This window comes from Vibrio sp. 11986-1-5 (assembly GCF_963878025.1).
GTDB classification, from domain to species: domain Bacteria; phylum Pseudomonadota; class Gammaproteobacteria; order Enterobacterales; family Vibrionaceae; genus Vibrio; species Vibrio injensis.
In genome coordinates, this window is the sequence record NZ_CAWNVW010000053.1 from 121,587 (window position 1) to 142,172 (window position 20,586).

Genomic DNA, 20,586 nt, shown 5'->3' on the forward strand with positions numbered 1-20,586 from the left:
CGAACATGCCAGAAAATAGTAGCATAATAATCAAACAAAAAATGCGCCCCATTGAAAGTAAACCGAACCCATTTCAGTCTATATTTTTCAATAACGTCGTAGATTAACCTCCTTGCATCATAGCTGTTTATAAAATTTGTATTACTCTTATAAATAGAAAGGATTTGATTCACTGCATCCCCTTGCTTAGGATATCGTTATGCGTAATAACCAACCAACAACTAATAAAGAAAAAACCTTTGACCCCAAAACCAAATTGATCACGGTGACCGATACCCAAGGTATTATTTTGGAATGTAATGATGCCTTTCTCGACATCAGCGGTTTCAGCAAGAACGAACTGATTGGTCAACCGCATAATATCGTCCGCCATCCCGACATGCCAGCTGAAGCGTTTGAGGTAATGTGGCAATATCTAAAAGCAGGAAAACCTTGGATGGGATTGGTGAAAAATCGCTGTAAAAATGGCGATTTTTACTGGGTAGATGCCTACGTTACTCCTATTACTAAAAATGGAAAAGTCGTCGGTTATGAATCCGTCCGCTCCAGTCCAGAGAGACAAGCCGTTGCCAGAGCAGAAAAATTTTATCAACGCATTAAGTCTGGAAAATCGACAAAACCACTCACTTTTATCGCAAACCCTGAATATTTATTGTTAAGCATCGCTTTCTTGTTCGCTATCGTACTATGGCATTTTGGTTATCCCCAACTCTCTGAGCGATTTCTTCTGCTCAGTGTTGTTATTTTCTCAGGCTGGGTATCATACGCACGCAAGAAAATGTTTGCATCACTCAGTGAGCTACTAAAAAGCTCCTTTAGCCACCCGTTAGCGGTCAGCACTTATACCAGCGATCGCGGCGATCTAGGAGCGATTAAAGTCTCCCTCTACAGTCAAGCCGCTCACCTCAGTACCATTTTGGCACGAATTGAAAACGCGGCCAGTGACGTTTCATCAGGCATGAAGCGCGGACAAAGCTTAACTCAAAGCGCCCGTAAAGAAATCACGCGTCAACAGGCTGAAACCGAGACTGTCGCTGCGGCGATGAACCAAATGAGTACTTCAATCAACGATGTTTCAGAGCATGTGAATAATACGGCGGGGCAAGCATCAACAGCCAATACTCTGACCCAACATGGTGTCACAACGGCTCACATTACTCGAGATTCGATTGAAAAGCTTAAACAAACAGTGCAACAAATTGGCCACTCTGTTGAAAGTGTTTCTGAGCAGACCACTAAAATTGCTCAAGTTGCGCAAATCATTGAAAATATTGCTGAGCAAACGAATCTCTTAGCACTGAATGCGGCTATCGAAGCCGCGAGAGCCGGAGAACAAGGGCGAGGTTTCGCCGTCGTAGCTGATGAAGTTCGTGTATTAGCCACTCGAACTCAGCAATCAACTCAAGATATCCACAATATTATTTCTGAACTGACTGGTCGAGCTCAGCAAGCGGTAAAAGTGTCCAAAGTTGGCGTTGAAAATGCTGAAGAAGGATTAAGCTATGTACTCAAAAGTAGTGAAGTATTAGAAGGTATTTCACAAGCCGTTGAGCAAATTGCTGAAATGTCAGCACAAATTGCTACTGCGGTTGAGCAGCAAGCCCATGTCGCCGAAGACGTTAATCAGCAAATCGTCAATATTTCCAACTTAGCGGAATCCACCCAACGGAGCGCAAATCAGCTGAATGATTGTATTAATGATGTCGATAAGGTTTCAGACGATCTACACGAACTTGTCGTGCGCTTCAAACAATAGCGCCGATCAAAAAGCCCCAGTACAAGTACTGGGGCTTAAGATATGGCACGCCCTACAGGATTCGAACCTGTGACCACCTGCTTAGAAGGCAGGTGCTCTATCCAGCTGAGCTAAGGGCGCTTTATGGGAGAGGATTATACGAGTTCAACCGCGTAAATCAACGCTTTTGACCGTTATTTTCTATCAAGTGCCTAAATATAAAGCAAAAGTACTATTTTAAAACGGGTTAACGTGTACATAACTCACGATGTCGTCGTCAGCCAACCGCATAACGTCTTATTAAAATAGCATGACTCATCACTATTTAGCTGATCACCTTTACCGAATTTGAAACAGAAAAATCCGCATAAACATTAAAAATCAAAAAGCAAACGTTTGCTTATGGATATTTTGCTTGCCATCTGCCACAATGCGCGGAAAATTTTGTGCTTTGCAGTGTAAGTAAGGAATGTTATGACGGCTCAATATATTGATGGAAAGTTAATCTCGCAAACGGTGCGATCTGAAGTCGCAGCACGAGTAAAAGCCCGCACCGATTTGGGACTACGGGCTCCGGGACTTGCAGTTGTTCTTGTCGGCGAAGATCCGGCTTCGCAAGTCTATGTCGGCAGTAAACGCCGCGCCTGTGAAGAAGTCGGATTTGTCTCGAAATCTTATGATCTGCCGGCAACAACGGGCGAAGCTGAGCTCTTAGCGTTAATTGATACGTTGAATCAAGACGACACTATTGACGGTATTCTTGTTCAACTTCCTCTACCTGCTGGCATTGATACGACCCAAGTACTAGAACGTATTGTACCAGATAAAGATGTCGATGGATTTCATCCTTATAATCTCGGTCGCTTAGCTCAGCGTATCCCTAAACTGCGCTCTTGCACCCCTAAGGGGATCATTACCTTATTAGAACGTTACAATATCGAATTGCGGAGTAAGCATGCCGTTGTCGTCGGTGCATCGAATATTGTAGGGCGTCCAATGAGTCTGGAATTACTACTAGCAGGATGCACAACGACAACCTGCCATCGTTTCACTAAAGATCTCGAACACCATGTTCGTCAAGCCGACATTTTAGTCGTCGCGGTCGGTAAGCCTAATTTTATTCCCGGATCTTGGGTGAAAGAAGGGGCAGTAGTGATTGATGTCGGTATCAATCGTCTTGCTTCTGGACAGTTGATTGGTGATGTCGATTTTGAAGTCGCACGCACACGAGCCAGTTTTATAACTCCCGTTCCTGGTGGGGTTGGCCCGATGACGGTAGCAAGTTTAATTGAAAACACTATGATGGCGTGCGAACAGTTCCATACCCAAGATAAAACGCAACATTAACCACTCGCATTAATTATCTCTGATTAACAATGAGAAGTAACATGTGAGACAAAAACGGGGCGAGCAATAATCTCTCTCGCCCCTTTTATATTTATAGTGATAAGATAACACCCGCTAGCGCTGCGCTCATTAAATTAGCCAAAACGCCAGCCCCAATCGCTCTAAAACCATATTGAGAGATAAAACTGCGCCGCTCTGGTACTAAACTCCCCAAGCCACCAATCAAGACCGCCATCGTCGAAATATTAGCAAAACCACATAAAGCAAACGTTATGATCGCTTGCGAATGTTCACTCAATTGTGATTGTACGTTGATGAATTGAATAAAAGCGACAAATTCATTGATGACGATTTTATTACCAATCAGTGATCCGGCGGTAATCGCCTCGTGCCATGGAATACCTAGTAACCATGCAATAGGTGCAAATACATACCCCAGTATCAACTCAAAACTTAATGTGATACCGAACCAGCCCCCTAGCCAGCCTAATAAACCGTTCAGCAACGCAATCACACTGACAAAAGCAAGCAGTGTCGCGCCAACCGCAACGGCAATTCGTAACCCCGACATCGCGCCATCAGCCATCGCCTCAACGACATTGGTTGCCTTTGGGATATCAATATCGATTTCAGCCTTTTGTTGGTGAGTCTGTGTTTCTGGAAACAGCATTTTTGCCATTAGCAAACCAGCCGGTGCAGACATAAATGCGGCAGCAATTAGATAGTTCAAATTAACACCCAATGACGCATAACCGACTAAAGTACCTCCAGCAACCGACGCCAAACCACAAGTCATTACTGCAAAAAACTGTGAATCACTCATCTGCTTTAAATAAGGCTTAACGACAAGAGGAGCTTCAATCATACCAACAAAAATATTGGCGGTTGCTGACAGTGATTCTGCTCGACCTGTGCCCAATAATTTTTGTAGCGCTCCGCCAATCAAGTTAATCACTTTCGGCATTAAGCCAATATGATATAACCCAGAAATTAACGCAGAAAAAAAGATAATGATACCAAGGACATGAATGGCAAATACAAATCCTACTTTTTCACTGGCTAATCCACCAAAGATAAAGCTGATCCCTTCTTGGCCATAATCGATCAAATGAGCAACAGCGCCTGTTACCCCATTGAGTATATCTTTACCGGCTGGCACATAGAGCACCAACAGGGCAAAACCTACTTGCAACAAAAAAGCCAAGCCGACCGTTCTAAGTCGAATATTTTTTCTATCTGCAGAAAATAGCCAAGCCACACTTAAAATGGTGATTACACCGAGCAATGAGATCATATATCTAATCCGAAAAGTTACTAATAATGTAAGGCGAGGCATTCTATAGTGCAAAAGTAGATGCGCAAGCCACAAATGTTAACGGAGTAGATCAAAAAAATATCACGCAACAATCGATCATTTAAGCCATTGAATTTCAACAAAACAAACGTTTGCTTTTTCAAATTCTTTCCATATAGAAATAATGTTTCTAAACATGGAAAGAATCTCTTACCTAAAATGATCAAACGTATTCATAGACGACGAATGTTGCCAAACGAGTAAAACAGAAGGAGAGATTGAAAACATTAAGTAGGCGAACTTAGCATCCTGTCGATGCAAAGCGTACATAAGGCTCTAAGCGACTATCCCAATAACAAGGACTCGCTAATTTGTCTTTGATAAAATCGATCACCGCCGACGTTTTCTTAGGCATATGCTGACGGCTAGGATAAACCGCATAAAACGGCATATTTTGGTTAGCGTGCCAATCTGGTAGTAATTGAATCAATTGTCCGTGACGAAATTCATCTTTAAGCAGATACGTCGCTAGATACGCCACCCCCCATCCAGCGACTGCCGCATCACGCACGGCTTCAGCCAAATCAACCGAGTAGTTACCAGAAACTTGTACAGTCAATTTGTGATCCGATTTGGCAAAAGACCAACGGGTATAGTCACGATCCCAACTGCGATAAATCAAACAATTGTGCTCTAATAATGCTTCTGGAGTATGCGGCGTACCGTGTTGAAGTAAATAGTCCGGAGAAGCAACCACGACAAAACGACTGTCTGCTAGACGCTGAGCAATATATCCCTGTGGCAAATGCTCATTACTGGTTATCCACAAATCAAGCCCCTCTTGTAGCATGTCGACGCGATGATCAAACAGGTGCACCTCGACTTGTAGATCAGGATAACGTTGACGCAATGCTTCTAGCGCCGGCAAAATATGTAAAGTTCCAAAAGATTGCGATAAACCCAAACGAAGCAGCCCTGAGACTTCATTACGTTGACTCTCAACCTCAGCTTGCGCTTCATCAACCAAACGAAGTAACTGAGTGCAATACTGATAGAAACCTTGCCCCGCTTCGGTAATGGTGACACTCCGCGTTGTACGTTGTACCAACTTAATTCCCAAAGACGCTTCAAGCAAAGCCAACTGTTTACTGACATGAGAGACCGATACGCCCAATTGCTTGGCGGCAGCGGTAAAGCCTTTTTGCTGTACCAAAGTAGCAAAAATGACCATTTGCCCAGCTCGCTCTGCTAACACTGATTTTCCTTCTAGTATAATGTGCCTTGTAAGAAGATGGTCTTAATGCGGTTAATGCGCCGCACCTTGTAACTGAGCATAACATTCGGCGGTTTCGCTAAGTATCTCTAACATCTTTGCTGTTTCCGTTTCTTCATTCATCACGATCCCCTGCTTGGCGTTGCTATCGACCTGTGTTGCAAAAGCACACAACTTATCGGCACCAAAACTGGCGGCGCTGCTTTTTAGTGCATGGCTGATTTCAATTAAATAAGTCATGTTACCACCATCAGCACCTTGAGTGAGTTGCTGATGATAAAGGTGAAGTTCACCTAAAAAAATATCCATTAGAATAGGAATATTCTCTTTGCCAATCTCTTTAGCCAACGCATCAATTTTTTCGGTATTCATCCACTGCATAACGTCTCTAGCGCTCCTTTTCCTGCTCTTTTTCATTCCAGGTTTGCAGCTTGCGATAAATCGTTGAGGGACTGACATCCAAATAACTCGCCGCTCTTGGAATATTACCATCACACACTTCGATGGCTTTTTCTATCGCTTGTTTTTCCGTTAGCCATAACGGGAAGATATCATGTACCGACAATACCTTCTCATTAGGAGACAAAAAGGTAGGTTCTGCCATTCTTGGTGCATTGAGTGGTGGAGGCAACATTGATAAGGTAATTTCTTGTCCATCATTCAATACCACGACATTACGTAGGACGTTTTGTAACTGACGCACATTACCTGGCCATTCATAATGTTTGAAGCGCTCTGTCACTTCTGAAGAGAGACGAACAAATCCTTTACCTTCCTCTTTCGCCATATGACCTAATAGTGAATAAGCAATTTCAATCACATCATCGCCACGTTCTCGTAGTGGCGGTAAATGTAGTGGAATGACGTATAAACGGTAATATAAGTCTTCGCGAAAACGGCCTTGTTGAACTTCTTTCCAAGGATCACGGTTCGTGGCACAGACAAAGCGCACATCGACACTGTGTAGCTTAGAAGAGCCGACTTTTTGAAAAGTACCCGTTTGGATAAAACGTAATAATTTGGTTTGCAGGTCAAGATCCATCTCGCACAACTCATCCAAAAAGAGCGTCCCACCATCAGCTAACTCCGCGGCACCCTGTCTATCTGAGGCGGCTCCGGTAAAGGCACCTTTGACGTGGCCAAAAAGCTCACTTTCAATCAAGTCTTTTGGAATCGCAGCACAGTTGATGGCAATAAATGGTTTGTCGCCTCGCTTGCTGGCAGCATGAATCGCTTCAGCGCACACTTCTTTACCTGTACCACTCTCACCAGTAATAAAAATACTGGCTTTACTGCTCGCTGCGGAATCAATCGTGCGATATACCGCCTGCATCGTTTGGCTACTGCCAATAAAACCTTGATAGTTTTGATTATTTGGATCGTAATTTTCGTTTTTAAGCTTATTCGCTTTGCGCATCGCATTATTGACGGTAATACGTAGCCGGTCAGCCTCACACGGTTTAATCAGAAAGTCTTGTGCACCTTGACGCATCGCCTCGACCGCAGTATCGATCGAGCCGTGCGCGGTCATAAAGATGATCGGTACATCAGGAGATTGTTTTTTTACTGCAGCAAGCACATCCATTCCGGTCATATCAGGCAAACGCAAATCTAATAGGATTAAATCTGGTGTTCTCCGGTTAAGGCTCTCTATCGCATCGCGCCCAGTGCTGACAATATTAATATCAATCTCTAGCGGAGTTAGATAAGATCGATACAATGCTGCCACAGAAGCCGTATCCTCAACCATCAACAGATACTTAGTTTTAACGTTATTTTCGCTCAATTGCCTACCCAGCCATTTTATTTTTGCATTTTGCTTAATTGTTGCATCAGGAGTCGCATTTTGCAAACTCCTTATTACCATTATCCCGTATGCAACACTTATATACTCTAGCTATTCGCAATAAACTGCTGACGTAACTGCGTAATTTGATCGCGCTTTTGAGCCGCTAATTCAAATTCGAGATCTTGTGCGTGCTTGTACATTTCAGCTTCGAGCTTCATGATCTGCTTTTCTAACTGCTGGGGAGTGAGTAAGTCATAACTCGCACCGGGCTCGGCAACCTTAGCAAGAGGCACAACTTTGCTGGCTTTCTGTTGTTTCGGCTTTGTCGCATCGCCTAATTCCATAATGTCTTTGATGCTGCGTCTTAGTGCTTGAGGTTCTATTCCCCGCTTTTGGTTATACGCTTGCTGTTTCTCGCGGCGACGCTCGGTTTCATCAATCGCTTTACGCATTGATTTGGTAATATTGTCTCCGTACAAAATCGCCTTACCATGCAAATGGCGCGCAGCACGACCTATCGTTTGAATTAATGAGCGCTCTGAACGTAAAAAACCTTCTTTATCAGCATCTAAAATCGCGACTAAGGAGACTTCTGGCATATCCAGCCCTTCACGTAATAAGTTGATCCCAACTAAAACATCAAACACTCCTAGTCGCAAATCACGAATAATTTCCACCCGTTCCACGGTATCAATATCCGAGTGTAAATAGCGCACTTTTACCCCATGTTCATGCAAATACTCGGTCAAGTCTTCCGCCATGCGCTTAGTGAGTGTTGTCACAAGCACTCTTTCCTCTTTGGCGGCCCGACTGCGTATTTCTGATAATAGGTCATCGACTTGAGTGGCCACGGGACGCACTTCAATCTCAGGGTCGAGTAATCCGGTTGGCCGGACGACCTGCTCAACCACATCACCTGCGGATTTCTCTAATTCATAGGCACTCGGCGTTGCAGATACAAAAATTGTTTGTGGCGCAAGCGCTTCAAACTCTTCAAATTTTAAAGGTCGATTATCCAACGCTGAAGGCAAACGAAACCCAAATTCAACCAAGGTTTCTTTACGAGAACGGTCACCTTTATACATGGCGCCAATTTGCGGCACCGTCACGTGTGATTCATCAATCACCAATAAACCATCGTGAGGCAAGTAATCAAATAAGGTCGGTGGCGGTTCACCAGCGCTGCGGCCACTTAAATATCGAGAATAGTTTTCAATGCCTGAACAAAAACCCAGTTCATTCATCATTTCGATATCAAATTGTGTTCGTTGTGAGATGCGTTGCTCTTCCAGTAACTTGTTATTGTCTAATAAAGTTTGACGCCGAAGTTGTAACTCTTGTTTGATCTGTTCAATCGCATCAAGAATCCGCTCGCGAGGTGTTACATAGTGGGTTTTAGGGTAAACGGTAAAACGTGCCAAATCACGCTGACGAATCGCACCAGTTAAAGGGGCAAACAGGCTGATGCACTCAATTTCATCGTCAAACATTTCAACCCGAACCGCTTCTTGCTCTGATTCTGCTGGGAAAATATCAATCACTTCACCACGAACCCGAAACTGACCGCGCTCAAAAGCAATATCATTACGGCTGTATTGTAATTCGGCTAAGCGCCGTAACATGTCACGTTGGTTAAGCACATCACCACGTCTTAAATGCAACATCATTTTTAGGTAAGAATCGGGGTCACCCAAGCCATAAATTGCCGATACCGAAGCGACGATGATCGCGTCTTTACGCTCTAATAGCGCTTTGGTCGCCGATAAACGCATCTGTTCAATATGAGAGTTAACCGAGGCATCTTTTTCGATAAAAGTATCGGTAGTTGGAACATACGCTTCCGGCTGATAGTAATCATAGTATGAGACAAAATACTCGACCGCATTGTGAGGAAAAAAACTTTTCATCTCCCCATAAAGCTGGGCCGCTAATGTTTTATTCGGCGCTAACAAAATGGTCGGGCGTTGGGCTTGAGCAATCACATTCGCTAACGTGAAGGTTTTTCCCGATCCCGTTACTCCCAATAAGGTTTGGTGCGCCAATCCCGCATCAATGCCTGCCAATAATCGTTCAATTGCCTCCGGCTGGTCGCCAGAAGGTTGGTATTCAGAGACCAGTTCAAACGTTTTGCTCATTACCTATACTCTACTACATTCATTGGTTTGATTGAGTATTGTCCGGTCAGCGCAACGAACTCGCAAGTACTTTAGGTGTTAACACTAAAAACGTATAACGATCATCCCTTCCGTATAAAAAACATCCCATTACTTATCCACACAAACGCTCTCAACCTTATCTGTACATGATTACCACGAACAAGATAATCACACCTGAACAATCTGTGGGTAAAACAAAAAAAACCTATAAAGTCAAAATACTAGCCACAGAAAGCAATCGATTACACTATTAGAAAGAGGATAATGGTTAGAAACGTAGTTAATTTCACAAACTTCCTTATACACTTATCCACAAAATTGGTGGATAAGTAAATGCAACGCATGCCCGATAAGGAGTACAGAAAAGTAAAGTCTCTACCAGCAAAAATATCTATGATTTTTTAACGGGTAGATGTTGACAGAAAAAGGGGGGATAAGTACCATTCTTGCCGCAAACCATTCCCCCTTAGTTCAGTTGGTAGAACGGCGGACTGTTAATCCGTATGTCGCAGGTTCGAGTCCCGCAGGGGGAGCCAAATTCCAGAAGAAAGACGTCCTAGGACGTCTTTTTTGCTTGCAGTCGACTGATATTTCTCACAACTGAGAAGGCAACAACATCTCTCGATTAACCTAGCGGTTAAGCCACATTTTCTTCAAGCGGAGCTTCATTTCCCTCTTCACTTTTCGCCACGACACCAGCAGCAATCGCATTACCCAATACGTTAGTCGCTGAACGTCCCATATCTAGGAAGTGATCAATGCCGAGTAATAACAATATGCCAGCATCAGGAATGTGAAATTGATGGAGCGTGGCGGCGATCACCACTAATGACGCACGAGGCACTCCTGCCATACCTTTAGAAGTGACCATTAAAATGAGTAACATGGTCACTTGTTGTGCCATAGTTAACTCAATCCCATAAGCTTGAGCGATAAACATAACGGCAAAGGTGCAGTACATCATCGAACCATCAAGATTAAATGAGTAGCCCATCGGTAATACAAAACTAGAAATTCGCTTAGGAGTACCAAAAGCACTTAAACTTTCTAGCGTTTTGGGATAAGCAGATTCTGAACTTGCCGTTGAAAATGCTAATAGTATTGGCTCGCGTATCATGCGAAACAGGGTAAACACGCGTCGTCCGAGCACCAACGCGCCCATTAGTAGCAAAGCTCCCCACAAGACACTAAGCGAGAAATAAAATTGCCCCATGAAAGCACCATAGGTACTCAAAATCCCCATTCCTTCTTTAGCCACCATGGCACTGATTGCAGCAAAAACGGCAAATGGAGCAAAGTTCATCACATAAGCGGTTACCTTCAGCATGATCTCTGACACGCTTTTTAGCATATCAATCACTGGATAGGCCGGAGCACCAATGGCCGCGGCAGCTAAGCCAAAAAATAGAGAAAACACCACAATTTGCAGAATTTGATTACTGGCCATGGCTTCAATCACACTTCTTGGTACGGCATGAATGACAAAGTCACGGAAACTCAGTGCTTGTGCATCAACCCCACTGGCCAAAGATCTCGAAGGGATATCTAAATGTAGGCCAACACCTGGAGATAGAATGGTCACCATCACCAAGCCAAGAATTAATGACATCATTGACGCCATCATAAACCACAGTAAAGTTTTAATGCCTATACGACCAACCGTCGTCGTATCCCCCATTTTAGCGATACCAACCGTTAACGTAGTAAACACTAAAGGGGCAATAATCATGTTGATCAGCCGTAAAAACACATCCGTGATTAGGGTGATGTTACTGGCAAACTCTTCTGGCTGAACAGGGGCATACCAGCGAATAGCTTGTCCGGTAGCAATCCCCAGCAACATAGCAATAATAATAGCTCTCGTTAACCTATTCATCTCAATGATCACTCCATGTATACAGCTTCAATTAGCTGCGTGTCGTAGCAGATGTTATTCCTGCGGAAAGCGAGGTGAGCAGCAGATTAGCAGAGAGGTATTGACCTAAAGTCAATTTTTGTTCTGTCAACGTGAGCACAATGTTAAGGAAATGTCATTTTTACTTGCAAATTCTTACATAATAAAAACAAAAAATAGATCGACACCTATTGCATTTCCTCAACAAATAGAAAGCCACTTGAATAGTGAAAAATTATTTCGCAAGTTTTTCACGAATTAATAGCTCTAACTTATCTAACGGTAGATAACCGGGGATGATTTGCTGACCAATTAACAGCGCCGGCGTACCGTTTAGCCCTAACTCACTAAATAACTGATAGTTTTTCGCTAGTTGTTGTTGCGTTTTTTCCTGTGCATTCAACGCTTGACTAGTGCCCGTTTTTTGAGCCACTTGCCGTAACGACTGTGAATTATGCGCGCCCGGCTTTTTGACCAACAATTCATCCGCTTGAGTAAATTTTTGTTGATCCATCTGCCATAGGTTTAATGCATAACTGGCCGAATTAACTGGGCTATCGAGTTCTTTCAGCGGCACCAGCACACTCACCACTTTAATCATCGGGTAACGCTTGACCAATTCATGCAATACCGGATCGAGTTTTTTACACCAAGGGCAGCTGTAATCGGTGAAAAAAACCAGCGTTAATTCAGGGTCTTGAGCACCAAAACTGGGGTGATCAGGATTGTTGTATAAATAAGCTTGATTATCCTTTAATACCTGCTCAAACCGATTCACTTGTTGCTCGTACATACGTAACGTGCTGTGTAAATTCTCAATCACTTGCGGGTTACGTTGCAAAATTTGTTCTATATCCGCCAACTGTTTCGTTTGCTCTACCGTCAATGCAGCAGCACTGCTCAGTGAAAAGGTGGCTAATAAGCCGATCAGCACAATTCTGTAGATTTTCATGTTTTATCCTTTATTTAATAATGACTATACCCAAACCACTTGGAGTTACAGGTAGGCGACAAGTGAGTTCATGCCCATGAGCATAGACAGACTATGCGATTGGGCTGAACGAACATAGCCCCCTACAGCTTCAAGTAGAAAGGGGATAACTTGCTAGCCACAAACGAGCCAACAATCCCCATGGGGTTGTCAAACCGCTGGTAATAAATTCAATTTGCCCTTGATGCACTATCATGATTGTTGGCGTGTAACGTATATGCCAATCCTGTCCTATTTGACTGCGAGGATCGTTAAGCTGAGGAAATTCAATGTCATGATAAGCCAAATAACGTCGTATCTGCTCATCGCTTCCAGAAGAGAGCGCAATACCTAAGGTTGGGTAATATTGACTGAGCCAATTGACTGTTGGAGTGACAAAGCGACATATGTTGCACCAATTGGCCCAAAAATAGATCACCATTGGTTTCTCTGCACTCATGGCCTGAATATCGATTGACTGGCCTTGGAGATCCACCGCCTGTAAACTGAATTCATTACGCTCTGGCATCTGATGGCTACGCCATTGATCGACAGCCACAGAAACGACGATCAGTAGTAAACCAATCATCAACCACTCACGTCCTAGGCGTAATAAACGCTTTTTATTCATCGTGCCTCCCCTTTTGCTTCACGCAGCGCATCCATCACCGCACGATCGGTTAATAACACGGGTAGAGCAATGCCTCGCGGCGCTTGAGGACCATAAACGATATTAAACGGCACACCAAATCGGCCGTGGCTTTGTAAAAAACGAGTAACCGATTCACTGGGTAGCGTCCAATCGCCGCGAATCAGAACCACGTCTTCTTTCTGTAGAGCTTTATGCACCGGATTTTGTAATAACACGTTCATTTTATTGACCTTACAAGTAATGCACCAGTCAGCCGTGATATCAACCAACACCACTTTACCTTGCTCTACATGCTGAGCAATTTGCTCTGCTACCAGTGGCTGCCAGGGTAAATCGTCAGTAAGCTGAGTCAGTCCATTAGCAACACTGAATTTGGTCAGCCATAGACCCGCGCCAAAAGACAATACGGTAATGAGCACGAAGAGAACGATACGCTGAGCGCCATAGTGTCTCCATCCTTGCCAAATACACAGTGCTAGCGTAGATAACAGATAAAGTAGTATTGCCCACAGCGGCCAATGGGCAGCCAGTAAGGTTAATAACCACAATGAGGTAGCCAATAACATCAAGCCAAAGAGGATTTTTATACGGTTCATCCACGCGCCCGGTTTCGGCAGCCGAAGTGCAAGCTGAGGAAACAGTGCCACCAGTAACCAAGGTAGCGCCATACCTATACCCAAGCCGGTAAAAATAAACCATAGGGTGAGCGTGTCTGCGCCCAGTGCGAAAGCGACCGCCGTGCCTAAAAAAGGCGCTGAACAAGGTGTTGCTAATAAAGTTGCGAACATACCTTGTAAATAATGCCCCAAATAACGCTGATCGGAGCCGCGCGTTGCCATCCAGGTCGAAGCACTCACTGGCAAACGTAACTCGAATAAGCCGAGCATATTGGCGCCAAATAAGGTGGTGATCAGCAGCATTAGGACAATAAAGCTGGCACTTTGAAATTGAATACCCCAGCCGATTGCCTGACCACTCCATTTCAGAGCCCATAATCCTATCGCTATCAACCAAAAAGCACTGAGAATACCAGCGGCCGAAGTGAGAAACTGCAAGCGGACACTACGACGCTGCGGTTTATCCAAGGTCAACACTGACGTTAACTTGATACCTAATACCGGTAACACACACGGCATGATATTTAAAATCAACCCACCCAGTAAGGCACTAGCAAACATCAGTACCAGTCCCCAACCTGAGGTGGTGGATTGAATCAGACCAGACTCAATCGCAACGGTTTGTTCAACTAAGAGCGACTGATCCAAAAAAGTAACTTGCACAGATTCACCACTCAAATCCGCTTTACCGAGCCAACTAGAAACGGTAAATGTCGCCGTCAAGTTTTGCCCATCAACCTGAATACGAGGTTGAGTAAAGCTACTTTCTGCGACTTTATCACTTTGACCATCAAGTAAGAGATCCGGCTGCTGCCAACCTTGTGGGTTATAAGCGGTGATTTGTAAACGTTGCTGCGCCTCATCCCAGACAGCACCTAATGTTAATAATTGCTGCGTTTTTTGCGGTACTCGGCTCATCGCCTGTGCATATTGCGCCACTTCATCACTACTAGGCATCAACTGATCAGGAATAAAGCTCAGCTCAATAGGATAGTCTGTGATCACACAAACAGTCGAACAGGATGAGAGCCGTAAGCGCGCCTTAAACCGGACTGGCTGTTGCCAGTCTTGTATTTTAAGCGTGATTGGAAAAAGCGTGTCACCTTGATAACCGATCGTTTCAATACCGAGCAGCGAAAAGCGGCTAGGAAACGGCCAATGCCACTGAAAGTCACTCACATTTTCAGATGCAGACCAGTCAATTTCTGGGGCAACACCGCCCTCTCCGGGAGAGCGCCAATAGGTTTTCCATCCTCTATCTAATTTTACTTCCAGATAACCAGCAACCTCTCCACTTTGCGGATCGCTTTGGCCAGTTAACACCAAACGTACCGCAACAGGTGGATGATAAGCATCGGTCAACCAATCGGTAGCAACGGCTCCAGCATGCGCCAATAACGAGCTAAATAAGCTTAATAACAAACAGACACGCACTAAACGTGTTAAGAAGATTCTAAATACAGGGAGCATGGTTTTTCCTTATTAATAAACACCAACAGGTTTGTAGCTTTAATGCCAATACATGCTGGTTTTATTCATGGAAAACACACAGTTGAAGATGGGGTCGCCGCTTGGGAACTCTCGGCTCGTAAAAAATGGCAACAGGCAAGCGGCTGATCAGTCGTTGACTGACAATGATCGCAACCGTTAACCACAATAATGGACTAAATAACTCCACTACTTGCTGTAAATGATAACTCAGCAGTTTTTCTGTTAAATGACAAGGCTCGCTCAAGGTATCATTATCATCCGTCGACACCAGCTCAGCGAACACCGAGGACGCCTCAGGGCAAAAACTTAACACACCGCTATTTTTCGCCAGACACAGCGCCATCACCCAGCTGATCAACAGTAAGGCTAATAATCGGTAACGAGGGCGACGTAAATAATCCAATCAACAATCCTGAGTAAGGTAAATCGACAAACTAAAACCTATGGCGAGTATGACCAAGCCCAACCCATAAAGTTCAGCATAATCTTAGCTTAATAGTGCAAATTCCTCTTCGCATCAGTTTGCTAATCAAAGGATTTACTCTCTAACGGTAAATATTGCGTATACTTTTTAGTCAACACACTAAAACCTTTGTTTTACTCGGTTGTTATTGACTGCGCAAAGCAGGATAATGCCCAGCTCGGAATTTAAGACAACTATCATTATGACCGACTATTTTTTACTGTTAATCGGTACTGTTCTGGTTAACAACTTTGTACTAGTAAAATTCTTAGGCTTATGCCCTTTTATGGGCGTATCGAAAAAACTCGAAACTGCGATTGGTATGGGGTTAGCGACGACGTTCGTCCTTACTCTTGCCTCTGTATGTGCCTATCTTGTCGAAAGTTACATTCTAGCGCCACTTGGTATTGAGTATCTACGCACCATGAGTTTTATTCTGGTGATTGCGGTGGTGGTGCAATTTACGGAGATGGTCGTTCATAAAACCAGCCCGACTTTATACCGTTTATTGGGTATTTTCTTACCCTTGATCACCACCAACTGCGCAGTGCTTGGCGTAGCACTACTCAATATCAATGAAAATCATAACTTTATCCAATCGATTATTTATGGTTTTGGCGCGGCCGTTGGCTTTTCTTTGGTGTTAATTCTTTTTGCGGCGATGCGTGAACGCATTCAGGTCGCCGATGTTCCCGCACCATTTAAAGGTGCCTCAATCGCAATGATCACCGCAGGTTTAATGTCTTTAGCCTTTATGGGCTTTACCGGTTTGGTGAAATAATGAGTACATTACTGATCGCCATTCTTGCGCTGGCAGCACTGGCTGCCGTATTTGGGGCTATTTTGGGGTTCGCTTCTGTTCGCTTCAAAGTCGAAGGCGATCCGATAGTTGATCAAATAGATGCGATTTTACCGCAAACACAATGTGGCCAATGTGGTTATCCCGGCTGTCGACCTTATGCTGAAGCCATCGCTAATGGTGATACGATTAATAAATGTCCACCGGGTGGCCAAGCAACGATTGAAAAGTTAGCTGATTTAATGGGGGTTGAAGTTCAAGAATCCGCCCATGATTTAGATAATAAAGTCAAAACCGTTGCTTTTATTCACGAAGATATGTGTATTGGCTGCACTAAGTGCATCCAAGCTTGTCCTGTTGATGCCATTGTTGGTGGTACAAAAGTGGTACATACCGTAATAAAAGACGAGTGTACTGGCTGCGATTTATGCGTTGCTCCTTGTCCTACCGACTGTATTGAAATGATCCCGCTAGAGACCACACCAGAAACATGGAAATGGCAGATGAATGCTATCCCCGTCGTTAACATTGTTGAACCTGCGTCCGATGCGCAAAAAAATGCCCATTAAGGATAAGTATGTTGTCATTAATTGAACAAATCCAAGCTGGTCGTCTTTGGGATTTCCCCGGTGGCATTCATCCACCTGAAAATAAACAGCAATCCATGCAAACAGCCATTGCATCAGCGCCTTTAGCCAGCGAACTGGTTCTGCCTATTAAACAACACATAGGTAAAGCTGGTGATTTGTTAGTGGAAGTGGGTCAAACGGTACTTAAAGGGCAGCCTCTAACTCAATACAGCGCAACCTTTATGTTGCCAGTGCATGCCCCAACTTCCGGCATCATTACCGCTATTGAACCTCGCACTATCGCTCACCCATCCGGTTTACAAGAAATGTGTATTGTGATCCGTCCTGATGGTCATGAAACTTGGATTGAACGTGAATGCGTAACAGATTTTACTCAGCATTCCGCCGAGCAGTTAATTGAGATCATCCGCCAAGCCGGTGTATCAGGCATGGGCGGCGCTGGCTTTCCGACCGCAAAAAAAATCCAAACTGGGCTATCACGTACAGAAATCTTAATCATTAATGCTGCTGAGTGTGAGCCTTATATTACGGCTGATGATGCTTTAATGCGCTATCACGCCGATGAGATCATCCAAGGGATCAGTATCGTTGAGCATATTCTGCAGCCGAAGTTGACGATTATCGCCATTGAAGATAATAAACCTGAAGCTGTGCGAGCATTAGAAGCGGCAGCCAAAGAAAAAGATTTACTGATCCGAGTGATACCGACTAAATACCCTTCTGGCGGTGAAAAACAGCTGATCAAAATTTTAACCAACCTTGAAGTGCCCAATAATGGTATCCCGGCGGATATTGGCATCATGATGCAAAATATTGGCTCAGTACATGCGATTAAACGTGCGGTTATCGATGGTGAGCCACTGATCCAACGTATCGTGACCTTGACAGGCAATACTTTTAAGCAACCAACCAATGTCTGGACACTGCTTGGTACGCCAGTTGCGCATCTGCTAGAGAAATTTGCTTACCAAGCCGATAAAAAATTACCGCGTTTGATCATGGGGGGGCCAATGATGGGCTTTACTCTACCTCATGCACAAGTGCCCATTACTAAGACCAGTAACTGTATTTTAGCGCCGACTAGCAAAGAAATTCGGCCACCGCAAACAGAGATGGCCTGCATTCGCTGTAGTCTATGCGCCGATGCCTGCCCTGCTTCCTTGTTACCACAGCAGTTACAGTGGCACGCTAAAGCCGAAGAGTATGATAAATGTGAAGAGCTTAATCTAAAAGATTGCATTGAATGTGGCGCTTGCGCTTATGTATGCCCAAGCGAAATTCCTTTAGTCCAGTATTATCGTCAAGCGAAAGCAGAAATTCGCGCTCGTAAACGCGAGGCCGAAGCGGCTGAACGAGCGAAGCTGCGCTTTGAAGAGAAAAAAGCCCGCATGGAGCGTGATAAAGCCGAACGAGAGCAGCGCTTTAAACAAGCTGCCGAAGATCGCCGCAAAGAGATGCAAAATAGTGGCAGTGATGATGCGATCGCCGCAGCCATTGCGAGAGTCAAAGCGCAAAAGCAGCAAGAGGATAGTAATGAGAAAGCGGTGAAACCAGCGGTTGCTGCTGCCATTGCCCGCGCGAAAGCCAAACAAGCTGAAGCGAGACAATCCGTAGAATCGCCAGTCGAAGAAGACTCTTCACCCTCGACTCCAACGTCTGCGCCTGCGGCCTCTACGACCAATGATGATAAAAAAGATGCCGTCGCCGCAGCCATTGCTCGCGCTAAAACCCGCAAAGCCGCGCTGCAAGATGCCTCTGCTGATGACTCTTCTCCAGCAACCAGCCCTGCGCCTAAGCCGGCAGCCTCTGCGCCCAGTGATGACAAAAAAGACGCCGTCGCCGCAGCTATTGCCCGTGCTAAAGCACGTAAAGCCGCGCTGAAAGAGGTCTCCGCTGATGACTCGTCTCCAGCAACCAGCCCTGCGCCTAAGCCGGCAGCCTCTGCGCCCAGTGATGACAAAAAAGACGCCGTCGCCGCAGCCATTGCTCGCGCTAAAGCACGTAAAGCCGCGCTGCAAGAGGCCTCTGCTGATGACTCGTCTCCAGCAACCAGCCCTGCGCCTAAGCCGACAGCCTCTGCGCCCAGTGATGACAAAAAAGACGCCGTCGCTGCAGCAATTGCTCGCGCTAAAGCACGTAAAGCCGCGCTGAAAGAGGTCTCTGCTGATGACTTGTCTCCAGCAACCAGCCCTGCGCCTAAGCCGACAGCCTCTGCGCCCAATGATGACAAAAAAGATGCCGTCGCCGCAGCCATTGCTCGTGCTAAAGCACGTAAAGCCGCGCTGCAAGATGCCTCTGCTGATGACTCTTCTCCAGCAACCAGCCCTTCGCCTAAGCCGGCAGCCTCTGCGCCCAGTGATGACAAAAAAGACGCCGTCGCCGCAGCCATTGCTCGTGCTAAAGCACGTAAAGCTGCTCTGCAAACCAATCACCAAGCCAATAACGCTGAGGAGAAAAAATAGTGGCCTTTTTTATTGCTAGTTCGCCACACGCGCATAGCAAGCGCAGCACCGCTGAGTTGATGAAATGGGTCGCGATTTGTGCCCTGCCCGGATTGGTTGCCCAAAGCTATTTTTTTGGTTGGGGCACATTAATTCAACTCGGTTTCGCTATCATCCTTGCGTTAATTTTGGAAGCAGTCGTAATGAAGCTGAGGAAGCGTTCACCACGCTTAGCTCTCCGCGATTACAGTGCCCTAGTCAGTGCATGGTTATTGGCCGTTGCGATTCCCCCCTTATCACCATGGTGGGTAATCACCATAGGGATCATCTTTGCCATCATAGTCGCTAAACAGTTATATGGTGGCTTAGGACAAAACCCCTTTAATCCTGCTATGGTCGCTTATGTGGTGCTGCTGATTTCGTTTCCAGTGCAAATGACCAGTTGGCTTGCTCCTCATCAATTAGCCCCAGAATCCGTGTCGTTTGTTGATTCGCTATCGCTGATTTTTACTGGGTTTAATCAAGATGGGTTATCACTACAACAGATCCGCACAGGGATTGATGGCATGACCATGGCGACCCCATTGGACGCCTTAAAAACCGCTTTGCATGCTGGCAATAGCCTATCACAAGCGCTTTCTTTACCACCATTCGATGGATTGGCCGGAATAGGTTGGGATTGGGTGAATCTCGCTTATCTGGCTGGTGGTTTGTTACTGATTAAGTTACGGGTGATTAATTGGCATATTCCGGTTGCTTTTCTCTCTGGGATGATCGCCTCTAGTTTTCTGTTGATGCTGCTAGCTCCGGGAACGACCGCTTCGCCGATTATCCATTTGCTTTCTGGGGCGACGATGCTTGGGGCATTTTTTATTGCGACCGACCCCGTTACCGCTTCCACCACCAATAAAGGTCGGATTATCTATGGCCTATTTATTGGTAGCTTGGTAGTGATGATCCGTAGCTGGGGAGGCTTTCCTGACGGTGTCGCCTTTGCGGTATTACTCGCCAATATGTGTGTACCTTTGATCGATTACTACACTAAACCTCGTACTTACGGGCATTAAGGAGCACT

At 45.1% G+C, this 20,586-nt stretch carries 16 protein-coding genes and 2 tRNA genes; 7 read left to right on the plus strand and 11 right to left on the minus strand.

Annotation, left to right across the window (positions count from 1 at the left end; translation table 11 throughout):
* The first annotated feature begins 199 nt into the window (after positions 1 to 199).
* The gene (locus tag AACS00_RS15745) at positions 200 to 1,756 is read left to right on the plus strand and encodes a methyl-accepting chemotaxis protein (RefSeq protein ID WP_072668587.1); all 1,557 of its coding nucleotides are present in this window, start codon (positions 200 to 202) and stop codon (positions 1,754 to 1,756) included.
* A gap of 43 nt (positions 1,757 to 1,799) precedes the next feature.
* On the opposite strand, the gene AACS00_RS15750 is transcribed toward AACS00_RS15745, so the two are convergent.
* Positions 1,800 to 1,876: transfer RNA gene (locus tag AACS00_RS15750), tRNA-Arg, on the minus strand.
* 333 nt (positions 1,877 to 2,209) lie between these two features.
* Here AACS00_RS15750 and folD point away from each other — a divergent pair.
* Positions 2,210 to 3,082: a bifunctional methylenetetrahydrofolate dehydrogenase/methenyltetrahydrofolate cyclohydrolase FolD gene (gene folD / locus AACS00_RS15755; protein ID WP_004395657.1), complete on the plus strand. Its 873-nt coding sequence runs from the start codon at positions 2,210 to 2,212 to the stop codon at positions 3,080 to 3,082.
* A gap of 91 nt (positions 3,083 to 3,173) precedes the next feature.
* On the opposite strand, the gene AACS00_RS15760 is transcribed toward folD, so the two are convergent.
* The 5 genes from AACS00_RS15760 to uvrB form a co-directional block, all read right to left on the minus strand.
* Entirely contained in the window at positions 3,174 to 4,376 is a 1,203-nt protein-coding gene (locus AACS00_RS15760; protein ID WP_110167952.1) for a NupC/NupG family nucleoside CNT transporter, read from the minus strand.
* A 301-nt stretch (positions 4,377 to 4,677) separates the two neighbouring features.
* On the minus strand, positions 4,678 to 5,631 hold the full coding sequence (locus AACS00_RS15765) for a LysR family transcriptional regulator (RefSeq protein ID WP_110167953.1): 954 nt from the start codon (positions 5,629 to 5,631) through the stop codon (positions 4,678 to 4,680).
* Positions 5,632 to 5,682: 51 nt separating this feature from the next.
* Positions 5,683 to 6,030: a quorum-sensing phosphorelay protein LuxU gene (gene luxU, locus AACS00_RS15770; RefSeq protein WP_110167954.1), complete on the minus strand. Its 348-nt coding sequence runs from the start codon at positions 6,028 to 6,030 to the stop codon at positions 5,683 to 5,685.
* A 7-nt stretch (positions 6,031 to 6,037) separates the two neighbouring features.
* On the minus strand, positions 6,038 to 7,399 hold the full coding sequence (gene luxO, locus AACS00_RS15775; RefSeq protein WP_110167983.1) for a quorum-sensing sigma-54 dependent transcriptional regulator LuxO: 1,362 nt from the start codon (positions 7,397 to 7,399) through the stop codon (positions 6,038 to 6,040).
* A 143-nt stretch (positions 7,400 to 7,542) separates the two neighbouring features.
* Positions 7,543 to 9,573: an excinuclease ABC subunit UvrB gene (gene uvrB, locus AACS00_RS15780; RefSeq protein ID WP_110167955.1), complete on the minus strand. Its 2,031-nt coding sequence runs from the start codon at positions 9,571 to 9,573 to the stop codon at positions 7,543 to 7,545.
* A 481-nt stretch (positions 9,574 to 10,054) separates the two neighbouring features.
* Here uvrB and AACS00_RS15785 point away from each other — a divergent pair.
* Positions 10,055 to 10,130: transfer RNA gene (locus AACS00_RS15785), tRNA-Asn, on the plus strand.
* 101 nt (positions 10,131 to 10,231) lie between these two features.
* Here AACS00_RS15785 and AACS00_RS15790 read toward each other — a convergent pair.
* The 5 genes from AACS00_RS15790 to AACS00_RS15810 form a co-directional block, all read right to left on the minus strand.
* Entirely contained in the window at positions 10,232 to 11,470 is a 1,239-nt protein-coding gene (locus AACS00_RS15790) for a dicarboxylate/amino acid:cation symporter (RefSeq protein ID WP_110167956.1), read from the minus strand.
* A gap of 253 nt (positions 11,471 to 11,723) precedes the next feature.
* A complete protein-coding gene (locus tag AACS00_RS15795) occupies positions 11,724 to 12,440 on the minus strand; it encodes a DsbA family protein (protein ID WP_110167957.1) in 717 nt (238 codons plus the stop codon).
* Between the two features lie 130 nt (positions 12,441 to 12,570).
* On the minus strand, positions 12,571 to 13,089 hold the full coding sequence (locus AACS00_RS15800; protein ID WP_110167958.1) for a protein disulfide oxidoreductase: 519 nt from the start codon (positions 13,087 to 13,089) through the stop codon (positions 12,571 to 12,573).
* Positions 13,086 to 15,197: a protein-disulfide reductase DsbD family protein gene (locus AACS00_RS15805; protein ID WP_110167959.1), complete on the minus strand. Its 2,112-nt coding sequence runs from the start codon at positions 15,195 to 15,197 to the stop codon at positions 13,086 to 13,088. The genes AACS00_RS15800 and AACS00_RS15805 overlap by 4 nt, the downstream gene beginning before the upstream one ends.
* Positions 15,198 to 15,258: 61 nt before the next feature.
* The gene (locus tag AACS00_RS15810) at positions 15,259 to 15,621 is read right to left on the minus strand and encodes a hypothetical protein (RefSeq protein WP_110167960.1); all 363 of its coding nucleotides are present in this window, start codon (positions 15,619 to 15,621) and stop codon (positions 15,259 to 15,261) included.
* A gap of 262 nt (positions 15,622 to 15,883) precedes the next feature.
* Here AACS00_RS15810 and rsxA point away from each other — a divergent pair, with 262 nt between their 5' ends.
* Genes rsxA through rsxD form a run of 4 tightly spaced genes read left to right on the plus strand, consistent with a single transcriptional unit; the run spans position 15,884 to position 20,578 of the window.
* Entirely contained in the window at positions 15,884 to 16,462 is a 579-nt protein-coding gene (rsxA, locus tag AACS00_RS15815; RefSeq protein ID WP_004395667.1) for an electron transport complex subunit RsxA, read from the plus strand.
* The gene (gene rsxB, locus AACS00_RS15820; protein ID WP_110167961.1) at positions 16,462 to 17,049 is read left to right on the plus strand and encodes an electron transport complex subunit RsxB; all 588 of its coding nucleotides are present in this window, start codon (positions 16,462 to 16,464) and stop codon (positions 17,047 to 17,049) included. The genes rsxA and rsxB overlap by 1 nt, the downstream gene beginning before the upstream one ends.
* An 8-nt stretch (positions 17,050 to 17,057) precedes the next feature.
* Positions 17,058 to 19,532 carry an electron transport complex subunit RsxC gene (gene rsxC / locus AACS00_RS15825; RefSeq protein WP_110167962.1) on the plus strand — a complete coding sequence of 825 codons (2,475 nt, stop codon included), beginning with the start codon at positions 17,058 to 17,060 and terminating at the stop codon, positions 19,530 to 19,532.
* Positions 19,532 to 20,578 carry an electron transport complex subunit RsxD gene (rsxD, locus tag AACS00_RS15830; protein WP_072668598.1) on the plus strand — a complete coding sequence of 349 codons (1,047 nt, stop codon included), beginning with the start codon at positions 19,532 to 19,534 and terminating at the stop codon, positions 20,576 to 20,578. The genes rsxC and rsxD overlap by 1 nt, the downstream gene beginning before the upstream one ends.
* The last annotated feature ends 8 nt before the right edge of the window (positions 20,579 to 20,586 follow it).

Excerpts from the sequence above, each read along its gene's own strand:
- AACS00_RS15795 (WP_110167957.1), bottom strand. The coding sequence starts at position 12,440 with ATGAAAATCTACAGAATTGTGCTGATCGGCTTATTAGCCACCTTTTCA.
- folD (WP_004395657.1), top strand. The coding sequence starts at position 2,210 with ATGACGGCTCAATATATTGATGGAAAGTTAATCTCGCAAACGGTGCGA.
- AACS00_RS15805 (WP_110167959.1), bottom strand. The coding sequence starts at position 15,197 with ATGCTCCCTGTATTTAGAATCTTCTTAACACGTTTAGTGCGTGTCTGT.
- rsxB (WP_110167961.1), top strand. The coding sequence starts at position 16,462 with ATGAGTACATTACTGATCGCCATTCTTGCGCTGGCAGCACTGGCTGCC.
- AACS00_RS15760 (WP_110167952.1), bottom strand. The coding sequence starts at position 4,376 with ATGATCTCATTGCTCGGTGTAATCACCATTTTAAGTGTGGCTTGGCTA.
- AACS00_RS15790 (WP_110167956.1), bottom strand. The coding sequence starts at position 11,470 with ATGAATAGGTTAACGAGAGCTATTATTATTGCTATGTTGCTGGGGATT.
- rsxA (WP_004395667.1), top strand. The coding sequence starts at position 15,884 with ATGACCGACTATTTTTTACTGTTAATCGGTACTGTTCTGGTTAACAAC.
- rsxC (WP_110167962.1), top strand. The coding sequence starts at position 17,058 with ATGTTGTCATTAATTGAACAAATCCAAGCTGGTCGTCTTTGGGATTTC.
- AACS00_RS15745 (WP_072668587.1), top strand. The coding sequence starts at position 200 with ATGCGTAATAACCAACCAACAACTAATAAAGAAAAAACCTTTGACCCC.
- uvrB (WP_110167955.1), bottom strand. The coding sequence starts at position 9,573 with ATGAGCAAAACGTTTGAACTGGTCTCTGAATACCAACCTTCTGGCGAC.
- luxO (WP_110167983.1), bottom strand. The coding sequence starts at position 7,399 with ATGGTTGAGGATACGGCTTCTGTGGCAGCATTGTATCGATCTTATCTA.
- AACS00_RS15800 (WP_110167958.1), bottom strand. The coding sequence starts at position 13,089 with ATGAATAAAAAGCGTTTATTACGCCTAGGACGTGAGTGGTTGATGATT.
- luxU (WP_110167954.1), bottom strand. The coding sequence starts at position 6,030 with ATGCAGTGGATGAATACCGAAAAAATTGATGCGTTGGCTAAAGAGATT.